This window comes from Burkholderia sp. 22313 (genome assembly GCF_052045245.1).
GTDB lineage: Bacteria > Pseudomonadota > Gammaproteobacteria > Burkholderiales > Burkholderiaceae > Burkholderia.
The window spans coordinates 66,757-83,544 of sequence record NZ_JBQEON010000009.1 but is presented as its reverse complement, the minus strand read 5'-3'; the positions used below and the strand labels follow the sequence as shown (position 1 = coordinate 83,544).

The window sequence follows — 16,788 nt, the reverse complement described above, 5'->3', positions numbered from 1 at the left end:
TGGACGGTGGTGCGCCACGCGCGGGCCGCGGCCGCACGCATCAACGCATCGGCGCTTCCGCGATCCGCATGTAGTCGGCGATCCGCCGGCCTTCCATGTCCGGAAACTGCTCGTGCACGGTGATGTCGCCCATCCGCGCGATGTCGAAGGTGCGGAAGTCGCCGCGCAGCTCGCACCACGCGCCGATCGTCCAGCGCCCGCCCCAGTAGACGAGCCCGAGCGGCCACACGCGGCGCTGCGTGTGCGCGCCGAGCCGGTCGCGGTAGTCGAAGCTGACGATGTGGTGCGTGTCGACTGCCTGGTGGATCGCGTCGACCTTCGCGCAGAACGTCTCGTCGATATGGAACGACGGCGCGAACACCGGCAGGCGATCGAGCGCCGTGCGCTTGTCGGCCGGCATCGCGGACGCGATCTTCGCGAGGGCCGAACGCGCGCCACCCGCGAAGCGCGCGCCGCCCCAGGTCTCGAGCATCCGCGCGCCGACCGCGAGCGCCGCGAGTTCCTCGGCCGTGAACGTCAACGGCGGCAGGCTCGCGTTGCGGTTCAGCCGATAGCCGATGCCGGCTTCGCCTTCGATCGGCACCCCTGACAGTTGCAGGTCGCGCACGTCGCGATAGACCGTGCGCGGCGACACCGACAACCAGTCGGCGAGCTGCTGCGCGGTCGTGAGGCGCCGCCCGCGCAGCAGCTCGGCGATCTGGAACAGGCGGTCGGCACGGCGCGTCATGACGGCACCTCGACTCCAACGGCTACGGGGACTTCGCGATGATAGCGCCGCGCCGGCCGGATCGTGGACGCACTCAGTGGCATTTCGGCGCGTGCAACCCGACGCGGTTGCCTTCGGTATCGATCAGGTAGCCGACGTAGCCGTAGTTGTTCGGCAGCTCGACGACCGAGCCCTGCACGACGCCGCCCGCGCGTTTCGCGCGTTCGAGTGCCGCGACAACCGATTCGCCGGCGTTCAGGTACACGAGCACGCCGTTCGCACTCGGCTTCATCTGCTGCGGATCGAACACGATGCTGCCGCCCGTGCTCGATGCTTCGTGATCGAACACGGCCATCGGCACGCCGCCGATGACGTCGCGCTGCAGCGTCGTCTGCAGCACGGTTTCGTAAAAACGGATCGCCCGGTCGAAATCGAGGGACGGTATGTCGAACCACGCGATCGCGCGTTCCAGGGTTGCAGTTGCGGACGTCATGACGAGCTCCTTGTTGTTCGGGTTCTTGATGGAAACCAGCCTTGCATTGCGCCGGGATTGCAGTGTGATCGGGGGCTGCTGACAGCGTGCTGTCAGTAGTGATGGCGGTACTGACAAAAGGTGACTTCGGTGGGCGACCGCGGTGGCGTCCGGCCGGGCGGCGGCGCGCGGAAAGGCGGAAAGGCGGAAAGGCGGAAAGGCGGGAAGGCGGGAAGGCGGGGCGGCAGGAGGCCGGCGCGGCAGCATCTGCATCGAGGCCGCGCACAGCACGACGCCCGGCGGGTGCCGGGCGTCGTCAGGGTGTCAGCAGGCGGCCGCGGCGGCCGGAGCGAGGTATGAGGTGCGGGTGCGTCAGGCGTCGCCTTCCGGCGCGGCCGGGCGTGCCTTCACGCTGCCGGCGATCAGGTCGAAGCGGAACAGCCGGCATTCGAGCGCGCCGTTGAACAGCGGCGTCTTCGCCGATTCGCGCAGGCGCAGCTGGCCCGGCAGCGAGCGGTCCGACGTCAGCAGGAACGCCTGCCAGCCCGTGAAGCGTTGCTTGAGCGCATCGCCGAGCGCGTTGAAGAACTCGCTGTCAGGTGCGTCGGTGTGCGTGCGGCGGAACGCGTCGTCGTTGCCGCGGTTGCGGCCCGTTTCGCGCACCTCGCCGCGCGCGCTGCGGCCGCGGACCTCGATCCGCTCGCCGTACGGCGGGTTCGCGAGGATGATGCCCGGGCCGTCGCACGGCGGCGTCATCCCGCGCGCGTCGACCTGCTTGAGCCACACCGACGGCACGCCCGCGCGTTCGAGGTTCGCGCGCGCCTTCTCGAGCATGTCGCCCGAGATGTCGCTGCCGTACACGCCGAGCGCATCGCGCTTGCCGCGCGCCGCGCGTTTCGCGTCGAGCGCCGGGACCTTCAGGCCCTGCCATGCGGTGATGTCGTACTGCTTGAGCTTTTCGAAGCCGAAGCGGCGCTCGACGCCCGGCGCAACGCCGAGCGCGATCTGCGCGGCTTCCGCGAGGAACGTGCCGCTGCCGCACATCGGGTCGTACAGCGCGGTGCCGGGCGTCCAGCCCGTCAGGCGCAGGATGCCGGCCGCGAGGTTCTCGCGCAGCGGCGCCGCACCCTTGTCGAGGCGCCAGCCGCGCTTGAACAGCGGCTCGCCCGACGTATCGAGGTACAGCGTGCACTCGGTGGCCGTCAGGAACGCGAACACGCGCACGTCGGGCGCGCCGGTATCGATGCTCGGCCGCGAGCCGGTCTTGTCGCGCATGCGGTCGCAGATGGCGTCCTTCACGCGCAGCGTCGCGAACTCGAGGCTCTTCAGCGGCGACTTGATCGCGGTGATGTCGACGCGCAGCGTCTGCGTCGACGCGAACCAGCGTTCCCACTGCTGCTCGAGCGCGAGCGCGTAGACGTCCTGTTCGTTGCGGTACGGGCGGTGCGCGATCTTCAGCAGGATCCGGCTGGCAATGCGCGAATGGAGGTTCGCGGCCATGCCGGCGGCCCAGCCGCCGCTGAAATGGACGCCGCCCGGCACCTGCGCGCCCGCGGTGAACGGCGCGCCGTTCAGATGGCGGCCGGCGATTTCGGCCAGCTCGGCGGCAAGCGCCGCTTCGAGGCCACGCGGGCAGGGAGCGAAGAATTCGTACAGGGTGGGCGAGGACATAAGGCGGGCGAGGACGTGCAAAAGTCCACTATTGTACGCGGCGCGCGCGGCCGGGGCCGGCGTTGTGTCGGATTCGACGCGCTGGCGCCCCGCTGTGCCGCCCGGGCGCGCTGCCCCGGCTCGCGCGGCGGCGCCCGCCGGGGCGGCGCGCCGCCGTCGAAGGGTCAGTGCGAGCCCGGCTGGCCGGCGCGCGCGGCCGCGCCGCCGGTCGGCCAGAACAGCGCGGACGGCTTCGACAGCACCGTGCGGACGATCGCACCGACCAGCGCGCGCACCTTGGTGCGGCGCAGGCTGCGCGAGCGCACGGCCATCGTGAACGCGAGTGCGAAGCTCACGAGCACGTTGAGGATCGCCATGCTCAGCACGCCGGCACAGGCCCACCAGAGTTCGGGCATACTCAGCGCGCCCTTGCCGAGCACGCCGAGCGCGATCCCGATCGAGCCGGCCGACAGCGTCACGTGCCGCACCTCGAACGGGAACAGGAACACGGTGACGATCGCGGGGATCAGTCCGAGCATCAGGCCGAGGCCGACGTTGGCGACCACGCCCGCGACGTTCGACCGGCAGAAGTGCGCGAGCTTCGCGGCGCCGGCGACGCCTAGCGTGAGCCGCAGCCGGCGGTTGTACGCGAGCGCGTCGCCGACCCGGTGCAGCACGAACCAGTTGTCGGCCCAGCCCGCGAGCAGGCTCGACGCCCACAGCAGCACGCCCGTGAGCGCCGCGTAGAACGGCGTCGGACCCACCAGCGAGAACGAATGCAGCGTCGCGTGCGCCTTCTCCGGCGAGATCAGGTTCGCGTGCAGCAGGTTGCTGGCGAACAGCTGCACGAGCAGGCACACGGGCAGCACGACGAGCACGTTGCCGGAAATCGCCGCGGCCTGCGTGCGGATCAGCGCGATCACGGATGCGACGAACGTCTTCACCCCTTCGTCGTGGCCCGTGTCGTCGAGCTCGCGCGCGAGCGTCGGCGCGGTCATCGCGGGCTGCTTGGTCGCGAGCGTGAAGTGCAGGAAGTGCATCAGCATGAAGCTCGCCGCGTAGTTGACGCCCGCGAGCAGCCCTTCGAGCATCGACTGCAGGTGCGCGCCCGTGATCGCGAACTTCACGCACACGGTCGCGACGGTGACGAGGCCGCCGCCCGCGGCCATGCGCAGCATCTTCAGGTATTCGGCGCGGCCGCGCGAGATGTAGTGCTCGCCGGTGTCCGCGTTGGTCTCGACGAGCTTGCGCGCGAACAGCGAGAAGTTGCTGCGCACGAGGTGCGACACGCTCTGGCTGTTCTGGTTCGCATCGACGAGCTCGGCCGTCAGGCGCGCCATCCCGCGCAGGTCGTCGCGTGCCATCCACGCGTTGAGCAGCATTTCCGCGCGCACGATGCGCATGCGCATCCGTTCGACCTGGAACACGATGTCGACCGACACGCCGTTGCGGTACAGGTGCGCGAACACGTCGTCGACCGCGATCCGGCATTCGTCGAGCAGCACGCGCAGGTAGTTCACCTCGTGCAGCAGCTTGCTCGGGTCGCCGCCGTCCTCGACGGCCGCGTGCGCGGTCTCGACCGCGAGCATCGCGCGCGTCAGGCGGTAGAACGGCTGCGTTTCGAGCGGCTTGCGCGCGTCGTCGTCGGACAGGCGGCTGCGCACCGTCTGCGACAGGCCGGTCGAGCTGATCTGGCAGGTCAGGTTGTGCAGCGCGGCCAGCAGGTCGCGCGAGAACGAGCCGGGTTCGTGGCGCTCTTCGTCGGTGACGTCGAATGCGATCAGCTCGGCGAGGCGCGCGAGCAGGTCGTCGGGCAGTGCATCGATCCACTGCGCGTCTTCCTGCGCCGGAAACATCAGCGTGAACAGCGCCGTCAGCTCGCGGCGGTTTGGCGCGGGCGGGATCAGCGACGAGTCGATCCGCTCGAACAGCGCGCCGAAGAAGCCCGAATGTACCGGCATCCCCGCGTCGCACAGCAGCGAGATGCCGTCGCATTCGCGCAGGATCCCGCGCAGGATGCGCGCGGCGTGCGATTTCCACGCGGGATTGCGCTCGAGCACGTGGAACAGGTAGCGCAGCCGCGCATGCGCCGGATACGCGCGCGCGCTCGCGTCGCGTTCGGCCGGCGCATCCTGCGCGGCCTGCATCGCGCCGTTGCGGCGCAGCCAGTGCGCGAGCTCGATCAGCCATTCGCAGCGCTCGGCGTACGATGCGTCCGCGTCGGCGTGCGCGAGCAGTGCATCGAGCTGGTGGCCCGCATTGCGCGACGCGCGCCACTTCTTGATCAGGGTCGTCAGGGAACGAAACATAAACGGAATAGCGAAAGCCCTGGACGGGCGGGTTCGGGATGCCGGCCGGAAACGCGGCGCGGCGCAGGGGAGAGCGGTGACGCTGGTCGGGTGGCCGGACGATGCGCGGCGACCCGCGATGCGGCTGCCCCGATGCGGTGCATGCGGACACACATGCGAGCCCCGGGAGAGGCGGCGACCGGACGCGGGCAGATCACCGCCGGCTGGCGCGCACGACGGGCGGCGCGAGCCTGAAAGTGCGTAGGATCGTCAATCGTGCGCGAAAACGCAAGCCGACCGCGTTGCATGGCGCCGGTTCCGGCCGATTTTGACAAACAATGCAAAGCGGCCGTCCAGTCGACGCGTGCCGTGCAGCGCCGGCCATATCGGCGAGCGCGGCGAGGGCAGGGAGCGCGGCGAGCTCGCGTGCGCGGTGGCGCGCGCACGCGGATCGATGCCGGCGCGTGCTATCGCGCGGTGCGTGCCGACAGCAGCCGCGGCCGCAGCCGCGATCGCGCTGGACGCCGGCCCGCGCGTCGCACGTTCATGCGCCTGACTTGCCCGTCGCGCCGGCGTCGCCGCCGGGCGCCGGATTGGCCGGGCAGGGCACGACGGCCGCGGTGCCCGTCTTGTTGCCGGATGCGGTCGATGCAGCCGTCGCACCGCGCCGTGCGGCCATGGCACGCACGCCGGCCGCCGCCTGCGACGCAATCACGTCGAGCGCGCGGCGGTGGCCGGCGACGAGCGCGTCGTAGCCATCGGCGACCGGTTCCGCGACGCTCGTGCGGCACGTCATCACGGCTTGGGTAGCGAGCGAACGCACGCTCCACACCGCATCGATCGCCGCGCGCTTGGCCGGCCACGACTCGAAGCGCTGCACGTTCACGCTGATCCGGTAGACCGGCACGCCGGCCGGATACGCGGAATTCGCGACGTCGATCGTGCCGAGCTGCGCGGCGAGATCGTCCGACAGCGCGCGGCGAATCTCGTCGGCGGGCGGCGCGGCCCAGCGCTCCTGCTCGAGCACGTCGACCTGCGCGGCGTTTTTCTGCACGACGAGCTGGTTCTTCGCGACCTGTTCGGGCACGCCGACGGACGGCACCTCGATCAGGAACGCAGGGTTGGCGGGCGCGGTGCGCACGGGCGCGGCGGCGTCGGCCGGGCTCAGCGTATAGAACCGCGCGGGCGGCGAGCTGCACGCGGCGAGCGCGAGCGCGGCGAAGACTGCCGCCGCGCCGCTCGCGAGCACGTTCACGCGTGTCGTCGTCATGGTTGATCTCCTGGCTTGCCCTTGAGCAGCGATTCGGGATGGCGCTCCAGATAGTCGGCGAGCGCGTTCAGCGATTGCAGCGTGCGCGTGAGCTCCTTCAGCGCGCCGCGCACGTCGGACTGCAGCGGCGAATCCTGCTGCAGCGTCGCCTCGGCGGTCGAGAAGGTCTGCTTCGCGGCCGACAGCGTGTCGCGCGCTTCCGGCGCGACCTGCGTGTCGAGCTGCTTGAACAGCTTGTCGGCGTTCGACAGCGCGCTGTTCAGGTTCGCGCCGATCTGGTCGAACGGCACCTTGTCGAGCTTCTTCGCGATGTCGGCGACCTGCAACTGCAGTTCGTCGAGCGTGTTCGGCACGGTCGGCAGCTCGAGCGGCTGGCGCGCGGTGTCGACCTTCGCGGCCGGCGCCTTCGGGAAGAAGTCGAGCGCGACGTACAGCTGGCTCGTCAGCAGGTTGCCGGTGCGCAACTGGCCGCGCAGCCCGTGTTTGACGAGGCGCTCGACGATCTCGCGGCGTCCCGGTTCGCCCTTGCGCTCGATCGTTTCGCGGAAGCGCGGGCCGAGCCGCTCCGGATACACGTTCATCGTCACCGGCATCAGGAAGTTCTTGGTCTGCGGATCGAAGTCGATGCCGATGTTCGTGACTTCGCCGAGCACGATGCCGCGGAAGTCGACCGGCGCACCGACCGCAAGCCCGCGCAGCGACTGGTTGAAGTTCATCACGACCTGCAGCGGCTGGCCGTCCGGATCGCGCATCGCGTCGGCCTCGTCGGAGCCCAGGCGGAACGTCGTGTTGTTCGGTGCCGTGGCGCCGCCGCTCTGGTTCGGCGGCGTCTGGAACGCGATGCCGCCGAGAATCACTGTCGCGAGCGATTGCGTGTTCAGCTTCAGGCCGCTCGAATCGAGCCGCAGGTCGACGCCGCTCGCCTGCCACCAGCGCGAGTTCACGCCGACGTACTGGTCGTACGGCGCGTTCACGAACACGTTGAACGTGACGCCCGTGCCGTCCTTGTCGAGCGAGAAGCCGACCACCTGGCCGACCTGCACACGGCGGTAGTAAATGGGCGAGCCGATGTCGACCGAGCCGAGCGAATCGCCGCGCAGCACGTATTGCGTGCCCTTCTGGTCGCCGGTCACGGCCGGTGGCGTCTCGAGGCCGGTGAAGTCGGTCTGCGTGTCCTGCCCGTGGCCGGCGTCGACGCCGATGTACGCGCCGGACAGCAGCGTGCCGAGCCCCGACACGCCGGTCGCGCCGATGCGCGGCCGCACGATCCAGAAGCGCGAGCCCTTGATCGCGAAGTCCTCGGCTTCCTTCTTCAGCTGCACCTGGACGAGCACGCGCGACAGGTCCTTCGACAGCTTGATCGTCTTGACCATGCCGATTTCGACGTCCTTGTACTTCACTTGCGTCTTGCCCGGCTCGAGGCCTTCCGCGGTGTGGAAGCTGATCGAGATTTCCGGGCCGCGCTCGCGCACGGACTTGATCACGAGGCCGATGCCGATCAGCGCGGCGATCAGCGGCACGAGCCAGACGAGCGACGGCAGCCAGCCGCTTTTCGTCGAGATCGTCGGATCGGGCGGCCGGGGCGCGTCGTGCTGCGGGCCTTGTGGACTATTCATGGTGTTTCCCTGAGGTTTCGACTGGATCCCAGATCAGGCGGGGATCGAACTGCATCGACGCGAGCATCGTCAGGATCACGACCGAGCCGAACGCGAGCGCGCCAGGGCCGGCCGTGATGACGGCGAGCGAACGGAAATGGACGAGCGCGACGGTGAGCGTCACGACGAAGATGTCGAGCATCGACCAGCGGCCGATCCGCTCGACGATCCGGTACAGGCGGGTGCGCTGCAGCGGCCGCCACGCGGTGCGCCGCTGCGCGCTGCTGGCGAGGATCGTCAGCACGCCGAGCTTGAGCATCGGCACGAGAATGCTGGCGACGAACACGACGACGGCGAGCGGCCAGTCGCCGGACGTCCAGAAATAGATGACACCGCTCATGATCGTGTCTTCCTGCGAGCCGACGATCGACGACGTGCGCATGATCGGCAGCAGGTTCGCCGGAATATAGAGGATCGCCGCGGCGATCAGCAGCGCCCACGTGCGCATGACGCTGTTCGGCGTACGGAAGTGAAGCGTGCTGCCGCAGCGCGTGCAATGCGCGTGCGGATGGTCGATCGTCTGCACGAGCCCGCATGCGTGGCAGCTGGCGTAGCCCTCGCGGGCGGCGGTCGGCATCGTCATTGGCGGGGGGCTTCCGGCAGCGGTGCGGCGGCGTCGGGCCGCTCGGGCGCGCGGCCGGCGCGCAGGTCGTCGGCGATGTCCCACAGCGTGCGCGGGTCGAACATCAGCACGACGGCGGTCATCAGCGTGAGCGCGCCGAACGCGAACAGCGCCGCGTCGGGCACGACGCGCGCGAGGCTCACCATCTTCACGATCGTGACGACGATGCCGAGCATGAACACCTCGATCATGCCCCACGGCCGCACGAGCTGGATCGTGCGCAGCACCAGGTCGAGACCGGGCGGCACGACGCCGCGGCGGATCGGCAGCAGCACGTAAAGCAGCGCGGCCATCTCGACGAGCGGGAACAGGACGGTCGAGCAGAACACCATCACACTGACGATCGCCATGTCCTGGTTCCACAGCGTGTCGATCGCGCCGATCAGCGTCGTCTGCACGCGCGTGCCGTTCAGGTCCATTTCGAGGATCGGGAACGTCTGCGCGATGATGAATGTCACGAGCGCCGCAACCGCAAGCGCGCTGATGCGCTCGATCTGCGTGGTGCTGTTGCGATAGAGCAGCGCGTCGCAGCGCGGACAGCGCGCGATTTCGCGACGGGCGAGGCGCGGTTTACGCAACAGTGCGTCGCATTCGTGACAGGCAATCAGGTCGTATCGTTGCATGGGAAAAGCGGTTGTGCGACGGGCGGGGGGACGCGTCGACGGGGCCGGAACCCGCGCCAATCTTACCAAAACGGTTTTTTCGGCGTGTCAACGTCCGGTTATTTCGTGACCGGCCGGTAACATGGCGCGAACGTGACGGCCGGCTGACGCGCCTGTCCTCAGAGTCCGCGCGCGTCAAAAGGTTGCGGTAGCATGGCGCCCGTGACAAGCGTCGGTCGAATTTTCCGGCCTGGCCGTTCGCTCAACTGAGGATTCCAAGATGGCATCGAATTCGCCGCCGGCCACGCCGGTACGTTACACGCAGACCGCGATCGCGCTGCACTGGCTGATCGCGCTGCTGATCATCTGCGGCTTCGCGCTCGGCTGGGTGATGACCGACATTCCCGGTTTCACGCCGACCAAGCTGAAGTACTTCTCGTGGCACAAGTGGATCGGCGTGACGGCGTTCGCGCTGGCCGTCGTGCGCGTGCTGTGGCGCGCGACGCACGCATCGCCCGCATTGCCGGGCAATACGCCGGCGTGGCAGCGCGTGGTGTCGCACGGCGTGCACGGGCTGCTGTACGTGCTGATGCTCGTGATTCCGGTCACCGGCTATCTGTACAGCTCGGCGTCGAACATCCCGGTCGTCTACCTCGGCATCGTGCCGCTGCCGCGCCTGATCGATCCCGATCCGGTGCTGAAGGAAACCTTCAAGACGCTGCACGTGTCTTTGAATTACATTTTGCTTGCGCTTGTTTCGCTGCATGTCCTTGCGGCGCTCAAGCACCAGGCGTTGGACCGCGACGGCCTGCTGTCGCGAATGCTTCCCTTTGCCAAATGAAGGATCCCATGAAAGTGTCTTTCTCCCGCTCCATGCTGACCGCGTTCGCCGCGGTGTCGCTTGTCGCATCGGCCGCGGCGCATGCCGACGTCGATCTCGCGAAGAGCAAGGTGTCCGCCGTGTCGAAGCAGATGAACGTGCCGACCGAAGGCGCCTTCAGGAAGTTCTCCGCGCAGGTGAAGTTCGACCCGGCGAAGGCCGCGCAGGGCAGCGCGCAAATGTCGATCGATATCGCGAGCTTCGACCTCGGCGACAAGATGTACAACGACCAGGTCGCGGGCAAGGACTGGTTCGACGCGAAGGCGTATCCGCAGGCGACCTTCACGTCGTCGGCGATCGCGCCGGCCGGTGGCAACAAGTACAACGTGACCGGCAAGCTGACGGTCAAGGGCAAGTCCGAGATCGTCACGGTGCCCGTCACCGTCACGCAGAGCGGCGCGACGCAGACCTTCGACGGCGTGCTGCCGATCAAGCGTTCGGCGTTCAACGTCGGCACCGGCGAGTGGAAGGACACGTCGATCGTCGCCGACGAAGTGCAGATCAAGTTCCATCTCGTCGCCACCAAGTAAGCGGCGGGCTGTCGCATCACCCGAATGCCGCGCGAGGGCGCGGCGCTGTTTCCAGGAGAAAGGATTTGAAAAAGCATCTGATCATCGCCGCAGGCGCGCTGGCCGCTTCGCTGTCGTTCTCGGCATTCGCCGACAGCGCGACGTACCAGTTCGACCCGAGCCATACGTACCCGAGCTTCGAGGCCGACCACTTCGGCGGCCTGTCGGTCTGGCGCGGCAAGTTCGACAAGTCGAGCGGCAGCGTGACGCTCGACCGCGCGGCGAAGACCGGTACGGTCGACGTGACGACCGACATCGCGTCGATCCACACGGGCAGCGCGAAGCTCGACGAACACCTGCAGACGGCCGAGTTCTTCGACGCGACCAAGTTCCCGCAAGCGAACTACAAGGGCACGATCAAGTTCGACGGCGACAAGCCGGTGTCGGTCGTCGGCAACCTGACGATGCATGGCGTCACGAAGCCGCTGACGCTGAAGATCGATTCGTTCAAGTGCATGCCGCACCCGATGCTCAAGCGTGAAGTGTGCGGCGTCGACGCAGTCGGCGAATTCAGCCGCGACGATTTCGGTCTCGACTACGGCAAGACGTACGGCTTCAAGATGAAGACGAAGCTGCTGATCACGGCTGAAGCCGTCAAGCAGTAACGTGCCCGGCCGGCGTCGTGCCGGCCCGCCGCGTGCGAACCGCCGCGCTCCCGTGACCGGGGGCGCGGCGGTTTTTTTGCGCGCCTATAATCGGCGGCACGGCGCGCGGCGCGGGAGCGGACGCGCCCGACAAAATGGATAACGACAAGGAGATCGCCGATGCATGTCGTCACGCAGTCCAGCTCCGTCGCCTCGTCGCCGCGCGTGTGGCGTGCGGTGGTCGCCGCGTCGATCGGCAACGCGCTCGAGTGGTTCGACCTCGTCGTGTACGGCTTCTTCGCGGTGACGATCTCGAAGCTGTTCTTTCCGGCCGGCAACGACACCGTGTCGCTGCTGCTCACGCTCGGCACGTTCGGCGTGTCGTTCTTCATGCGCCCGCTCGGCGCGATCGTGCTCGGCGCATACGCCGACCGCGCGGGCCGCAAGGCCGCGCTCACGCTGTCGATCCTGCTGATGATGGCCGGCACGCTGGTCATCGCGGTGCTGCCGACCTACCGGACGATCGGCGTCGCGGCGCCGCTGATTCTGGTCGCCGCGCGACTGATGCAGGGTTTCTCGGCCGGCGGCGAATTCGGCAGCGCGACCGCGTTCCTCGCCGAGCACGTGCCCGGCCGGCGCGGCTTCTTCGCGAGCTGGCAGGTCGCGAGCCAGGGGCTCACGACACTGCTCGCCGCCGGTTTCGGCACCGTGCTGAACGCGCAGCTCACGGCCGACCAGATGGCCGCGTGGGGCTGGCGCGTCCCGTTCTTCTTCGGGCTGCTGCTCGGGCCGGTTGCGTACTACATCCGCTCGAAGGTCGACGAGACGCCCGAATTCCTCGCGGCCGAAAGCACCGCGAGCCCGCTGCGCGACACGTTCGCGTCGCACAAGGCGCGGCTCGTCGCCGCGATGGGCGTGGTCGTGCTCGGCACCGTCGCGACCTATCTCGTGCTGTTCATGCCGACCTACGGCGTGAAGCAGCTTGGCCTCGCACCGTCGGCCGCGTTCGCGGCGATCCTCGTCGTCGGCGTGATCCAGATGGCGTTCGCGCCGCTCGTCGGCCACTGGTCGGATCGTTATGGCCGCGTGCGCGTGATGCTCGCGCCGGCGGTCGGCATCCTCGTGCTGATCTATCCCGCGTTCGCGTATCTCATCGCGCATCCGGGCTTCGGCACGCTGATCGCGTTGCAGGTGCTGCTCGCGTTCCTGATGACCGGCTATTTCGCGGCGCTGCCGGGGCTGCTGTCCGAGGTGTTTCCGGTGCAGACGCGCACGACCGGGATGTCGCTCGCGTATAACGTCGCGGTCACGATCTTCGGCGGCTTCGGGCCGTTCATCATCGCGTGGCTGATCCGCGCGACCGGGATGAAGACCGCGCCGAGCTTCTACCTGATGTTCGCGGCCGTGTTGAGCCTCGCGGCGCTGATCGTGCTGCGCCGGCGGTTCGGGTTTCGGTGAGAGGCGGGGCGCGGCGGCGCGTCAGGGCTCGCCGCGCTTGCAGACCGGCTGCGCCGGCATCAGCTGCGCGGGTGCATCGATCGTTTGCACCGGGCGTCCGGCGAGCCGCTTCGCGCCCGCCGGACGCGGCTTGACGATCGCCCGTGCCGGCGTGAAGGTCAGCATCGTGTGGCGGCCCGCGCCACCATCGACAATTTTAAAGCCAGGCTGTCGTCCCGCTGCGTTCGCTTGATCCCTTGCTCCACTTTGCACCGCTTCGCTTCGGCGAAGAAGTATCAACCTATTTCAGGACGGGTCACGCCCATGAAAAAAGGCCGGCCCACGAGGGACCGGCCTTCTGGAAGCAGCCGAAACGGCGCGGCGCTTAAACCTGCGCGCCCGCGTTCGGATCGTCCGGATCGTGCGCGCCCTTCTTTTCCTTGATCAGGTCTTCGCGCTTGATGCCGAGCCACATCGCGAGCGAGCCCGCGACGAACACCGACGAGTAGATGCCGAACATGATGCCGACCGTCAGCGCGAGCGCGAAGTAGTGCAGCGTCGGGCCGCCGAAGAAGAACATCGACAGCACCATCATTTCCGTCGACGTGTGCGTGATGATCGTCCGCGACATCGTGGTCGTGATCGCGTGGTTGATCACTTCCTGCACGCTCATCTTGCGTTCGCGGCGGAACGTTTCGCGGATCCGGTCGAAGATGACGACCGACTCGTTGACCGAGTAGCCGAGCACCGCGAGGATGGCCGCGAGCACCGCCAGCGAGAACTCCCACTGGAAGAACGCGAAGAAGCCGAGAATGATCACGACGTCGTGCAGGTTGGCGATGATGCCGGCGACCGCGTACTTCCATTCGAAGCGGAACGACAGGTAGATCACGATGCCGATCACGACGCACGCGAGCGCGGCCAGGCCGTCGGTCGCGAGTTCGCGGCCGACCTGCGGGCCGACGAACTCGACGCGCTGCAGCGACACGTCGGGGCTCTGCGCCTTCAGCGCGGTCATCACCTGGTCGCTCTGCTGCGCGGACGTGAGGCCTTCCTTCAGCTGCAGGCGGATCAGCACGTTGCGCGACGTGCCGAAGTTCTGCACCTGCGCATCGGCGTAGCCGAGCTTGCCGAGCGTGTCGCGCACGGGTTCGAGCTGCGCGGCCTGCTGATACTGGACCTCGATCACCGTACCGCCGGTGAATTCGACGGACAGGTGCAGCCCGCGGTGGAACAGGAAGAACACGGCGGCGAGGAACGTGACCAGCGAGATCACGTTGAACACCAGCGCGTGCCGCATGAACGGAATGTCTTTACGGATGCGGAAAAATTCCATGGCTTCGTCTCCGGGGCCTTATTGGGTCGAGCCCGGTTTCTTCGGCGACACGCCTTGCTGCGCGCGGTTGCGCAGTTGCGGCTTGCCGGCGCGCGGTGCGTTGCCCTTCGCGGGCGCGGCGAGCTTTGCGGCGCGCGCGGTGTCGGTCGATGCGTCGGCCGCGTCGAACGCTGCACCGGCGGCACCGGCTGCGGCACCTTCCGGCTTCCACACCTGGCCGATCGCGAGCGACTTCAGTTTCTTGCGGCCGCCGTACCAGAGGTTGACGATCCCCCGCGAGAAGAACACCGCGGAGAACATCGACGTCAGGATGCCGAGGCAGTGCACGATCGCGAACGCGCGAACCGGGCCCGAGCCGAACGCGAGCAGCGCGAGGCCGGCGATCAGCGTCGTGACGTTCGAGTCGAGAATCGTCGCCCACGCATGCGCGTAGCCGGACTGGATCGCGAGCTGCGGCGGCTGGCCGGCGCGCAGTTCTTCACGCACGCGCTCGTTGATCAGCACGTTCGAGTCGATCGCCATGCCGAGCGCGAGCGCGATTGCCGCGATACCCGGCAGCGTCAGCGTCGCCTGCATCAGCGACAGCACCGCGACGAGCAGCAGCAGGTTCACCGACAGGCCGATCACCGAGACCACGCCGAACAGCATGTAGTACGCGACCATGAACACGGCGATCGCGCAGAAGCCCCAGATCACCGAGTGGACGCCCATCTTGATGTTGTCCGCGCCGAGGCTCGGGCCGATCGTGCGTTCCTCGATGATGTCCATCGGGGCGGCGAGCGAACCGGCGCGCAGCAGCAGCGCGAGGTCGGCCGCGGCCTGCGGCGTCGGCTGGCCCGTGATCTGGAAGCGGTCGCCGAGTTCGGACTGGATCGTCGCGACCGTCAGCACTTCGCCCTTGCCCTTCTCGAACAGCACCATCGCCATCGGCTTGCCGATGTTGTCGCGCGACACCGTGCGCACCGCGCGGCCGCCCGCCGAGTCGAGGCGGATGTTGACCGACGGACGCTGGTGTTCGTCGAAGCCGGCCGACGCGTCGATGATGCGGTCGCCGGTGAAGATCACGTCCTTCTTCAGCAGCACGGGCACCTGGTTGCCCTGCGTGAACAGCTCCTCGCCCGGCGGCACGGGGTCGCTCGGGTTCGGGTGCGTGTTGAGCGGGTCGGCGAGGCGAGCCTCGAGCGTCGCGGTACGGCCGATGATGTCCTTCGCCTTCGCGGTGTCCTGCACGCCCGGCAGTTCGACGACGATACGGTCGTTGCCTTGCTGTTGCAGGATCGGCTCCGACACGCCGAGTTCGTTCACGCGGTTGTGGAGCGTGGTCAGGTTCTGCTTGAGCGCGGCGTCCTCGACGGACTTCTGCACGGCCGGCGTGAACGTGCCGACGACTTGCGTGCCGCCGCCGCCGGGCTGGGTCGCCCATTGCAGTTCGGTGACGGACGCGGCGAGCACCTTGCGCGCGTCTTCGGCGGTTTGCGCATCGCTGAAGTTGACGACGACGGACTGGTCGACGCGGCTCACGCCACCGTCGCGGATGTTCTTGTCACGCAGCAGCGTGCGGGCGTCGGACGCGTCGGAGTCGAGCTTCTTCGTGAGCGCGCCCGTCATGTCGACCTGGAGCAGGAAGTGCACACCGCCGCGCAGGTCGAGGCCGAGATACATCGGCAGCGCGTGCAGCGCGGTCAGCCAGCGCGGCGACGCGCTCTGCAGGTTCAGTGCGACGACGTACTGCGGATCGTTCGGATCGGCGTTCAGCGACTTCTGCAGCAGGTCCTTGACGCGCAGCTGCGTATCGGTGTCCTTCAGGCGCACGCGGATGTTCGCGTTGGACGCCGTGTTCTCGAAGGTGACGTCGTCCGGCGTGATCTGCGCGGAGGCGAGCGCGGATTCGACCTGGGTCAGCGTGGTCGAGTCGAGCTTGACCGTGGCCTTGCCGCTCGACACCTGCACCGCCGGCGCTTCGCCGAAGAAGTTGGGCAATGTGTACAGAAAGCCGATGGCGAGCGCCACGACCATCACGACATATTTCCAGATTGGATAACGATTCATGAGGGGGCCGAACGGGTGGTTGGCGTGAAAGCGTCGCGTCCGGCGCCGCGGCGGCCCGCTCTCTCAGGCGGGCACGGCGCGGGGAGCCGGACGCTCGGTGAAAGCCTTACAGCGACTTGATCGTGCCCTTCGGCAGAATGGTCGTGACGGCAGCCTTCTGCACGGTGATTTCGGTGCCTGCGGCGATTTCGACGCCGATGTAGCCTTCGGTGACCTTCGTCACCTTGCCGACGAGGCCGCCGCTCGTGACGACTTCGTCGCCCTTCGCCATGGCCGACAGCATGTTGCGGTGTTCCTTCTGGCGCTTCATCTGCGGACGAATCATGATGAAGTACAGCACGGCGAACATCAGGATGAGCGGCAGGAAGCTCATCAGGCTCGATTCGGCGCCACCGGCACCTTGCGCGAAGGCATTGGAAATGAACGGCACGTTGGTCTCTCCGTAGGGGAAGATCGAAAAATAAGCCGGTTATTCTACCACCGGCCCCATCCGCAAACGGCGCAGCAAATGCGCTTTCGGATCAAGCTGTTAAAGCATGAAACGTCACCATTGCGACGCGTCTGGAAAGGTAATTGTAATATTTGGCGGTTGCGACTGGCACCTTGAACGCGTTATTTAGTACGAGTCCTATGTGACTTGTCGCGGTGCGGGCAGCGGTGCGGCCCGC

General features: G+C 67.8%; 16 protein-coding genes. 4 read left to right on the top strand and 12 right to left on the bottom strand.

Going from position 1 to position 16,788, the window contains the following annotated elements:
• Positions 1 to 40: 40 nt before the first annotated feature.
• The 8 genes from ACTJKF_RS09945 to ACTJKF_RS09910 form a co-directional block, all read right to left on the bottom strand.
• Positions 41 to 727, bottom strand: a complete 687-nt coding sequence (locus tag ACTJKF_RS09945; RefSeq protein ID WP_166724773.1) for a helix-turn-helix transcriptional regulator — start codon at positions 725 to 727, stop codon at positions 41 to 43.
• 73 nt (positions 728 to 800) lie between these two features.
• Positions 801 to 1,199, bottom strand: coding sequence for a VOC family protein (locus ACTJKF_RS09940; RefSeq protein WP_440623376.1), 399 nt, complete (start codon positions 1,197 to 1,199; stop codon positions 801 to 803).
• A 351-nt stretch (positions 1,200 to 1,550) separates the two neighbouring features.
• Positions 1,551 to 2,849 carry a THUMP domain-containing class I SAM-dependent RNA methyltransferase gene (locus tag ACTJKF_RS09935; RefSeq protein WP_440623375.1) on the bottom strand — a complete coding sequence of 433 codons (1,299 nt, stop codon included), beginning with the start codon at positions 2,847 to 2,849 and terminating at the stop codon, positions 1,551 to 1,553.
• 164 nt (positions 2,850 to 3,013) lie between these two features.
• Complete coding sequence (locus tag ACTJKF_RS09930) at positions 3,014 to 5,137, bottom strand: site-specific recombinase (RefSeq protein ID WP_440623374.1); 2,124 nt, start codon at positions 5,135 to 5,137, stop codon at positions 3,014 to 3,016.
• Positions 5,138 to 5,660: 523 nt separating this feature from the next.
• Entirely contained in the window at positions 5,661 to 6,386 is a 726-nt protein-coding gene (locus ACTJKF_RS09925; RefSeq protein WP_440623373.1) for a PqiC family protein, read from the bottom strand.
• Positions 6,383 to 8,002 (bottom strand): PqiB family protein, encoded by a 1,620-nt coding sequence (locus ACTJKF_RS09920; RefSeq protein WP_440623372.1) that lies wholly within the window; start codon positions 8,000 to 8,002, stop codon positions 6,383 to 6,385. The genes ACTJKF_RS09925 and ACTJKF_RS09920 overlap by 4 nt, the downstream gene beginning before the upstream one ends.
• Positions 7,995 to 8,624 carry a paraquat-inducible protein A gene (locus ACTJKF_RS09915; RefSeq protein ID WP_440623371.1) on the bottom strand — a complete coding sequence of 210 codons (630 nt, stop codon included), beginning with the start codon at positions 8,622 to 8,624 and terminating at the stop codon, positions 7,995 to 7,997. Before ACTJKF_RS09915 ends, ACTJKF_RS09920 begins: the two co-directional genes overlap by 8 nt.
• The gene (locus ACTJKF_RS09910) at positions 8,621 to 9,286 is read right to left on the bottom strand and encodes a paraquat-inducible protein A (RefSeq protein WP_440623370.1); all 666 of its coding nucleotides are present in this window, start codon (positions 9,284 to 9,286) and stop codon (positions 8,621 to 8,623) included. The genes ACTJKF_RS09915 and ACTJKF_RS09910 overlap by 4 nt, the downstream gene beginning before the upstream one ends.
• Positions 9,287 to 9,545: 259 nt before the next feature.
• Here ACTJKF_RS09910 and ACTJKF_RS09905 point away from each other — a divergent pair, with 259 nt between their 5' ends.
• The 4 genes from ACTJKF_RS09905 (at position 9,546) to ACTJKF_RS09890 (ending at position 12,756) form a co-directional block, all read left to right on the top strand.
• Complete coding sequence (locus ACTJKF_RS09905) at positions 9,546 to 10,106, top strand: cytochrome b (protein ID WP_440623369.1); 561 nt, start codon at positions 9,546 to 9,548, stop codon at positions 10,104 to 10,106.
• Between the two features lie 8 nt (positions 10,107 to 10,114).
• Positions 10,115 to 10,675 (top strand): YceI family protein, encoded by a 561-nt coding sequence (locus ACTJKF_RS09900; protein WP_440623368.1) that lies wholly within the window; start codon positions 10,115 to 10,117, stop codon positions 10,673 to 10,675.
• A 65-nt stretch (positions 10,676 to 10,740) separates the two neighbouring features.
• Positions 10,741 to 11,319 (top strand): YceI family protein, encoded by a 579-nt coding sequence (locus ACTJKF_RS09895; protein ID WP_440623367.1) that lies wholly within the window; start codon positions 10,741 to 10,743, stop codon positions 11,317 to 11,319.
• Between the two features lie 159 nt (positions 11,320 to 11,478).
• Positions 11,479 to 12,756 (top strand): MFS transporter, encoded by a 1,278-nt coding sequence (locus tag ACTJKF_RS09890; RefSeq protein ID WP_440623366.1) that lies wholly within the window; start codon positions 11,479 to 11,481, stop codon positions 12,754 to 12,756.
• A 21-nt stretch (positions 12,757 to 12,777) separates the two neighbouring features.
• On the opposite strand, the gene ACTJKF_RS09885 is transcribed toward ACTJKF_RS09890, so the two are convergent.
• The 4 genes from ACTJKF_RS09885 to yajC all read right to left on the bottom strand — a co-directional run bounded on the left by ACTJKF_RS09885 (position 12,778) and on the right by yajC (position 16,550).
• Positions 12,778 to 12,921 (bottom strand): hypothetical protein, encoded by a 144-nt coding sequence (locus tag ACTJKF_RS09885; RefSeq protein ID WP_440623460.1) that lies wholly within the window; start codon positions 12,919 to 12,921, stop codon positions 12,778 to 12,780.
• 199 nt (positions 12,922 to 13,120) lie between these two features.
• Positions 13,121 to 14,071: a protein translocase subunit SecF gene (gene secF, locus ACTJKF_RS09880; RefSeq protein WP_440623365.1), complete on the bottom strand. Its 951-nt coding sequence runs from the start codon at positions 14,069 to 14,071 to the stop codon at positions 13,121 to 13,123.
• A gap of 18 nt (positions 14,072 to 14,089) precedes the next feature.
• Positions 14,090 to 16,120, bottom strand: coding sequence for a protein translocase subunit SecD (gene secD, locus ACTJKF_RS09875; RefSeq protein WP_440623364.1), 2,031 nt, complete (start codon positions 16,118 to 16,120; stop codon positions 14,090 to 14,092).
• Between the two features lie 106 nt (positions 16,121 to 16,226).
• Positions 16,227 to 16,550, bottom strand: coding sequence for a preprotein translocase subunit YajC (gene yajC / locus ACTJKF_RS09870; protein WP_440623363.1), 324 nt, complete (start codon positions 16,548 to 16,550; stop codon positions 16,227 to 16,229).
• Between the last annotated feature and the right edge of the window lie 238 nt (positions 16,551 to 16,788).

Bases quoted from the DNA above. Each gene is read 5' to 3' on its own strand.
- ACTJKF_RS09920 (WP_440623372.1), bottom strand. From the start codon at position 8,002: ATGAATAGTCCACAAGGCCCGCAGCACGACGCGCCCCGGCCGCCCGAT.
- ACTJKF_RS09890 (WP_440623366.1), top strand. From the start codon at position 11,479: ATGCATGTCGTCACGCAGTCCAGCTCCGTCGCCTCGTCGCCGCGCGTG.
- ACTJKF_RS09885 (WP_440623460.1), bottom strand. From the start codon at position 12,921: ATGCTGACCTTCACGCCGGCACGGGCGATCGTCAAGCCGCGTCCGGCG.
- secD (WP_440623364.1), bottom strand. From the start codon at position 16,120: ATGAATCGTTATCCAATCTGGAAATATGTCGTGATGGTCGTGGCGCTC.
- ACTJKF_RS09945 (WP_166724773.1), bottom strand. From the start codon at position 727: ATGACGCGCCGTGCCGACCGCCTGTTCCAGATCGCCGAGCTGCTGCGC.
- ACTJKF_RS09930 (WP_440623374.1), bottom strand. From the start codon at position 5,137: ATGTTTCGTTCCCTGACGACCCTGATCAAGAAGTGGCGCGCGTCGCGC.
- ACTJKF_RS09905 (WP_440623369.1), top strand. From the start codon at position 9,546: ATGGCATCGAATTCGCCGCCGGCCACGCCGGTACGTTACACGCAGACC.
- ACTJKF_RS09935 (WP_440623375.1), bottom strand. From the start codon at position 2,849: ATGTCCTCGCCCACCCTGTACGAATTCTTCGCTCCCTGCCCGCGTGGC.
- ACTJKF_RS09915 (WP_440623371.1), bottom strand. From the start codon at position 8,624: ATGACGATGCCGACCGCCGCCCGCGAGGGCTACGCCAGCTGCCACGCA.
- ACTJKF_RS09940 (WP_440623376.1), bottom strand. From the start codon at position 1,199: ATGACGTCCGCAACTGCAACCCTGGAACGCGCGATCGCGTGGTTCGAC.
- secF (WP_440623365.1), bottom strand. From the start codon at position 14,071: ATGGAATTTTTCCGCATCCGTAAAGACATTCCGTTCATGCGGCACGCG.
- ACTJKF_RS09925 (WP_440623373.1), bottom strand. From the start codon at position 6,386: ATGACGACGACACGCGTGAACGTGCTCGCGAGCGGCGCGGCGGCAGTC.
- ACTJKF_RS09910 (WP_440623370.1), bottom strand. From the start codon at position 9,286: ATGCAACGATACGACCTGATTGCCTGTCACGAATGCGACGCACTGTTG.
- ACTJKF_RS09900 (WP_440623368.1), top strand. From the start codon at position 10,115: ATGAAAGTGTCTTTCTCCCGCTCCATGCTGACCGCGTTCGCCGCGGTG.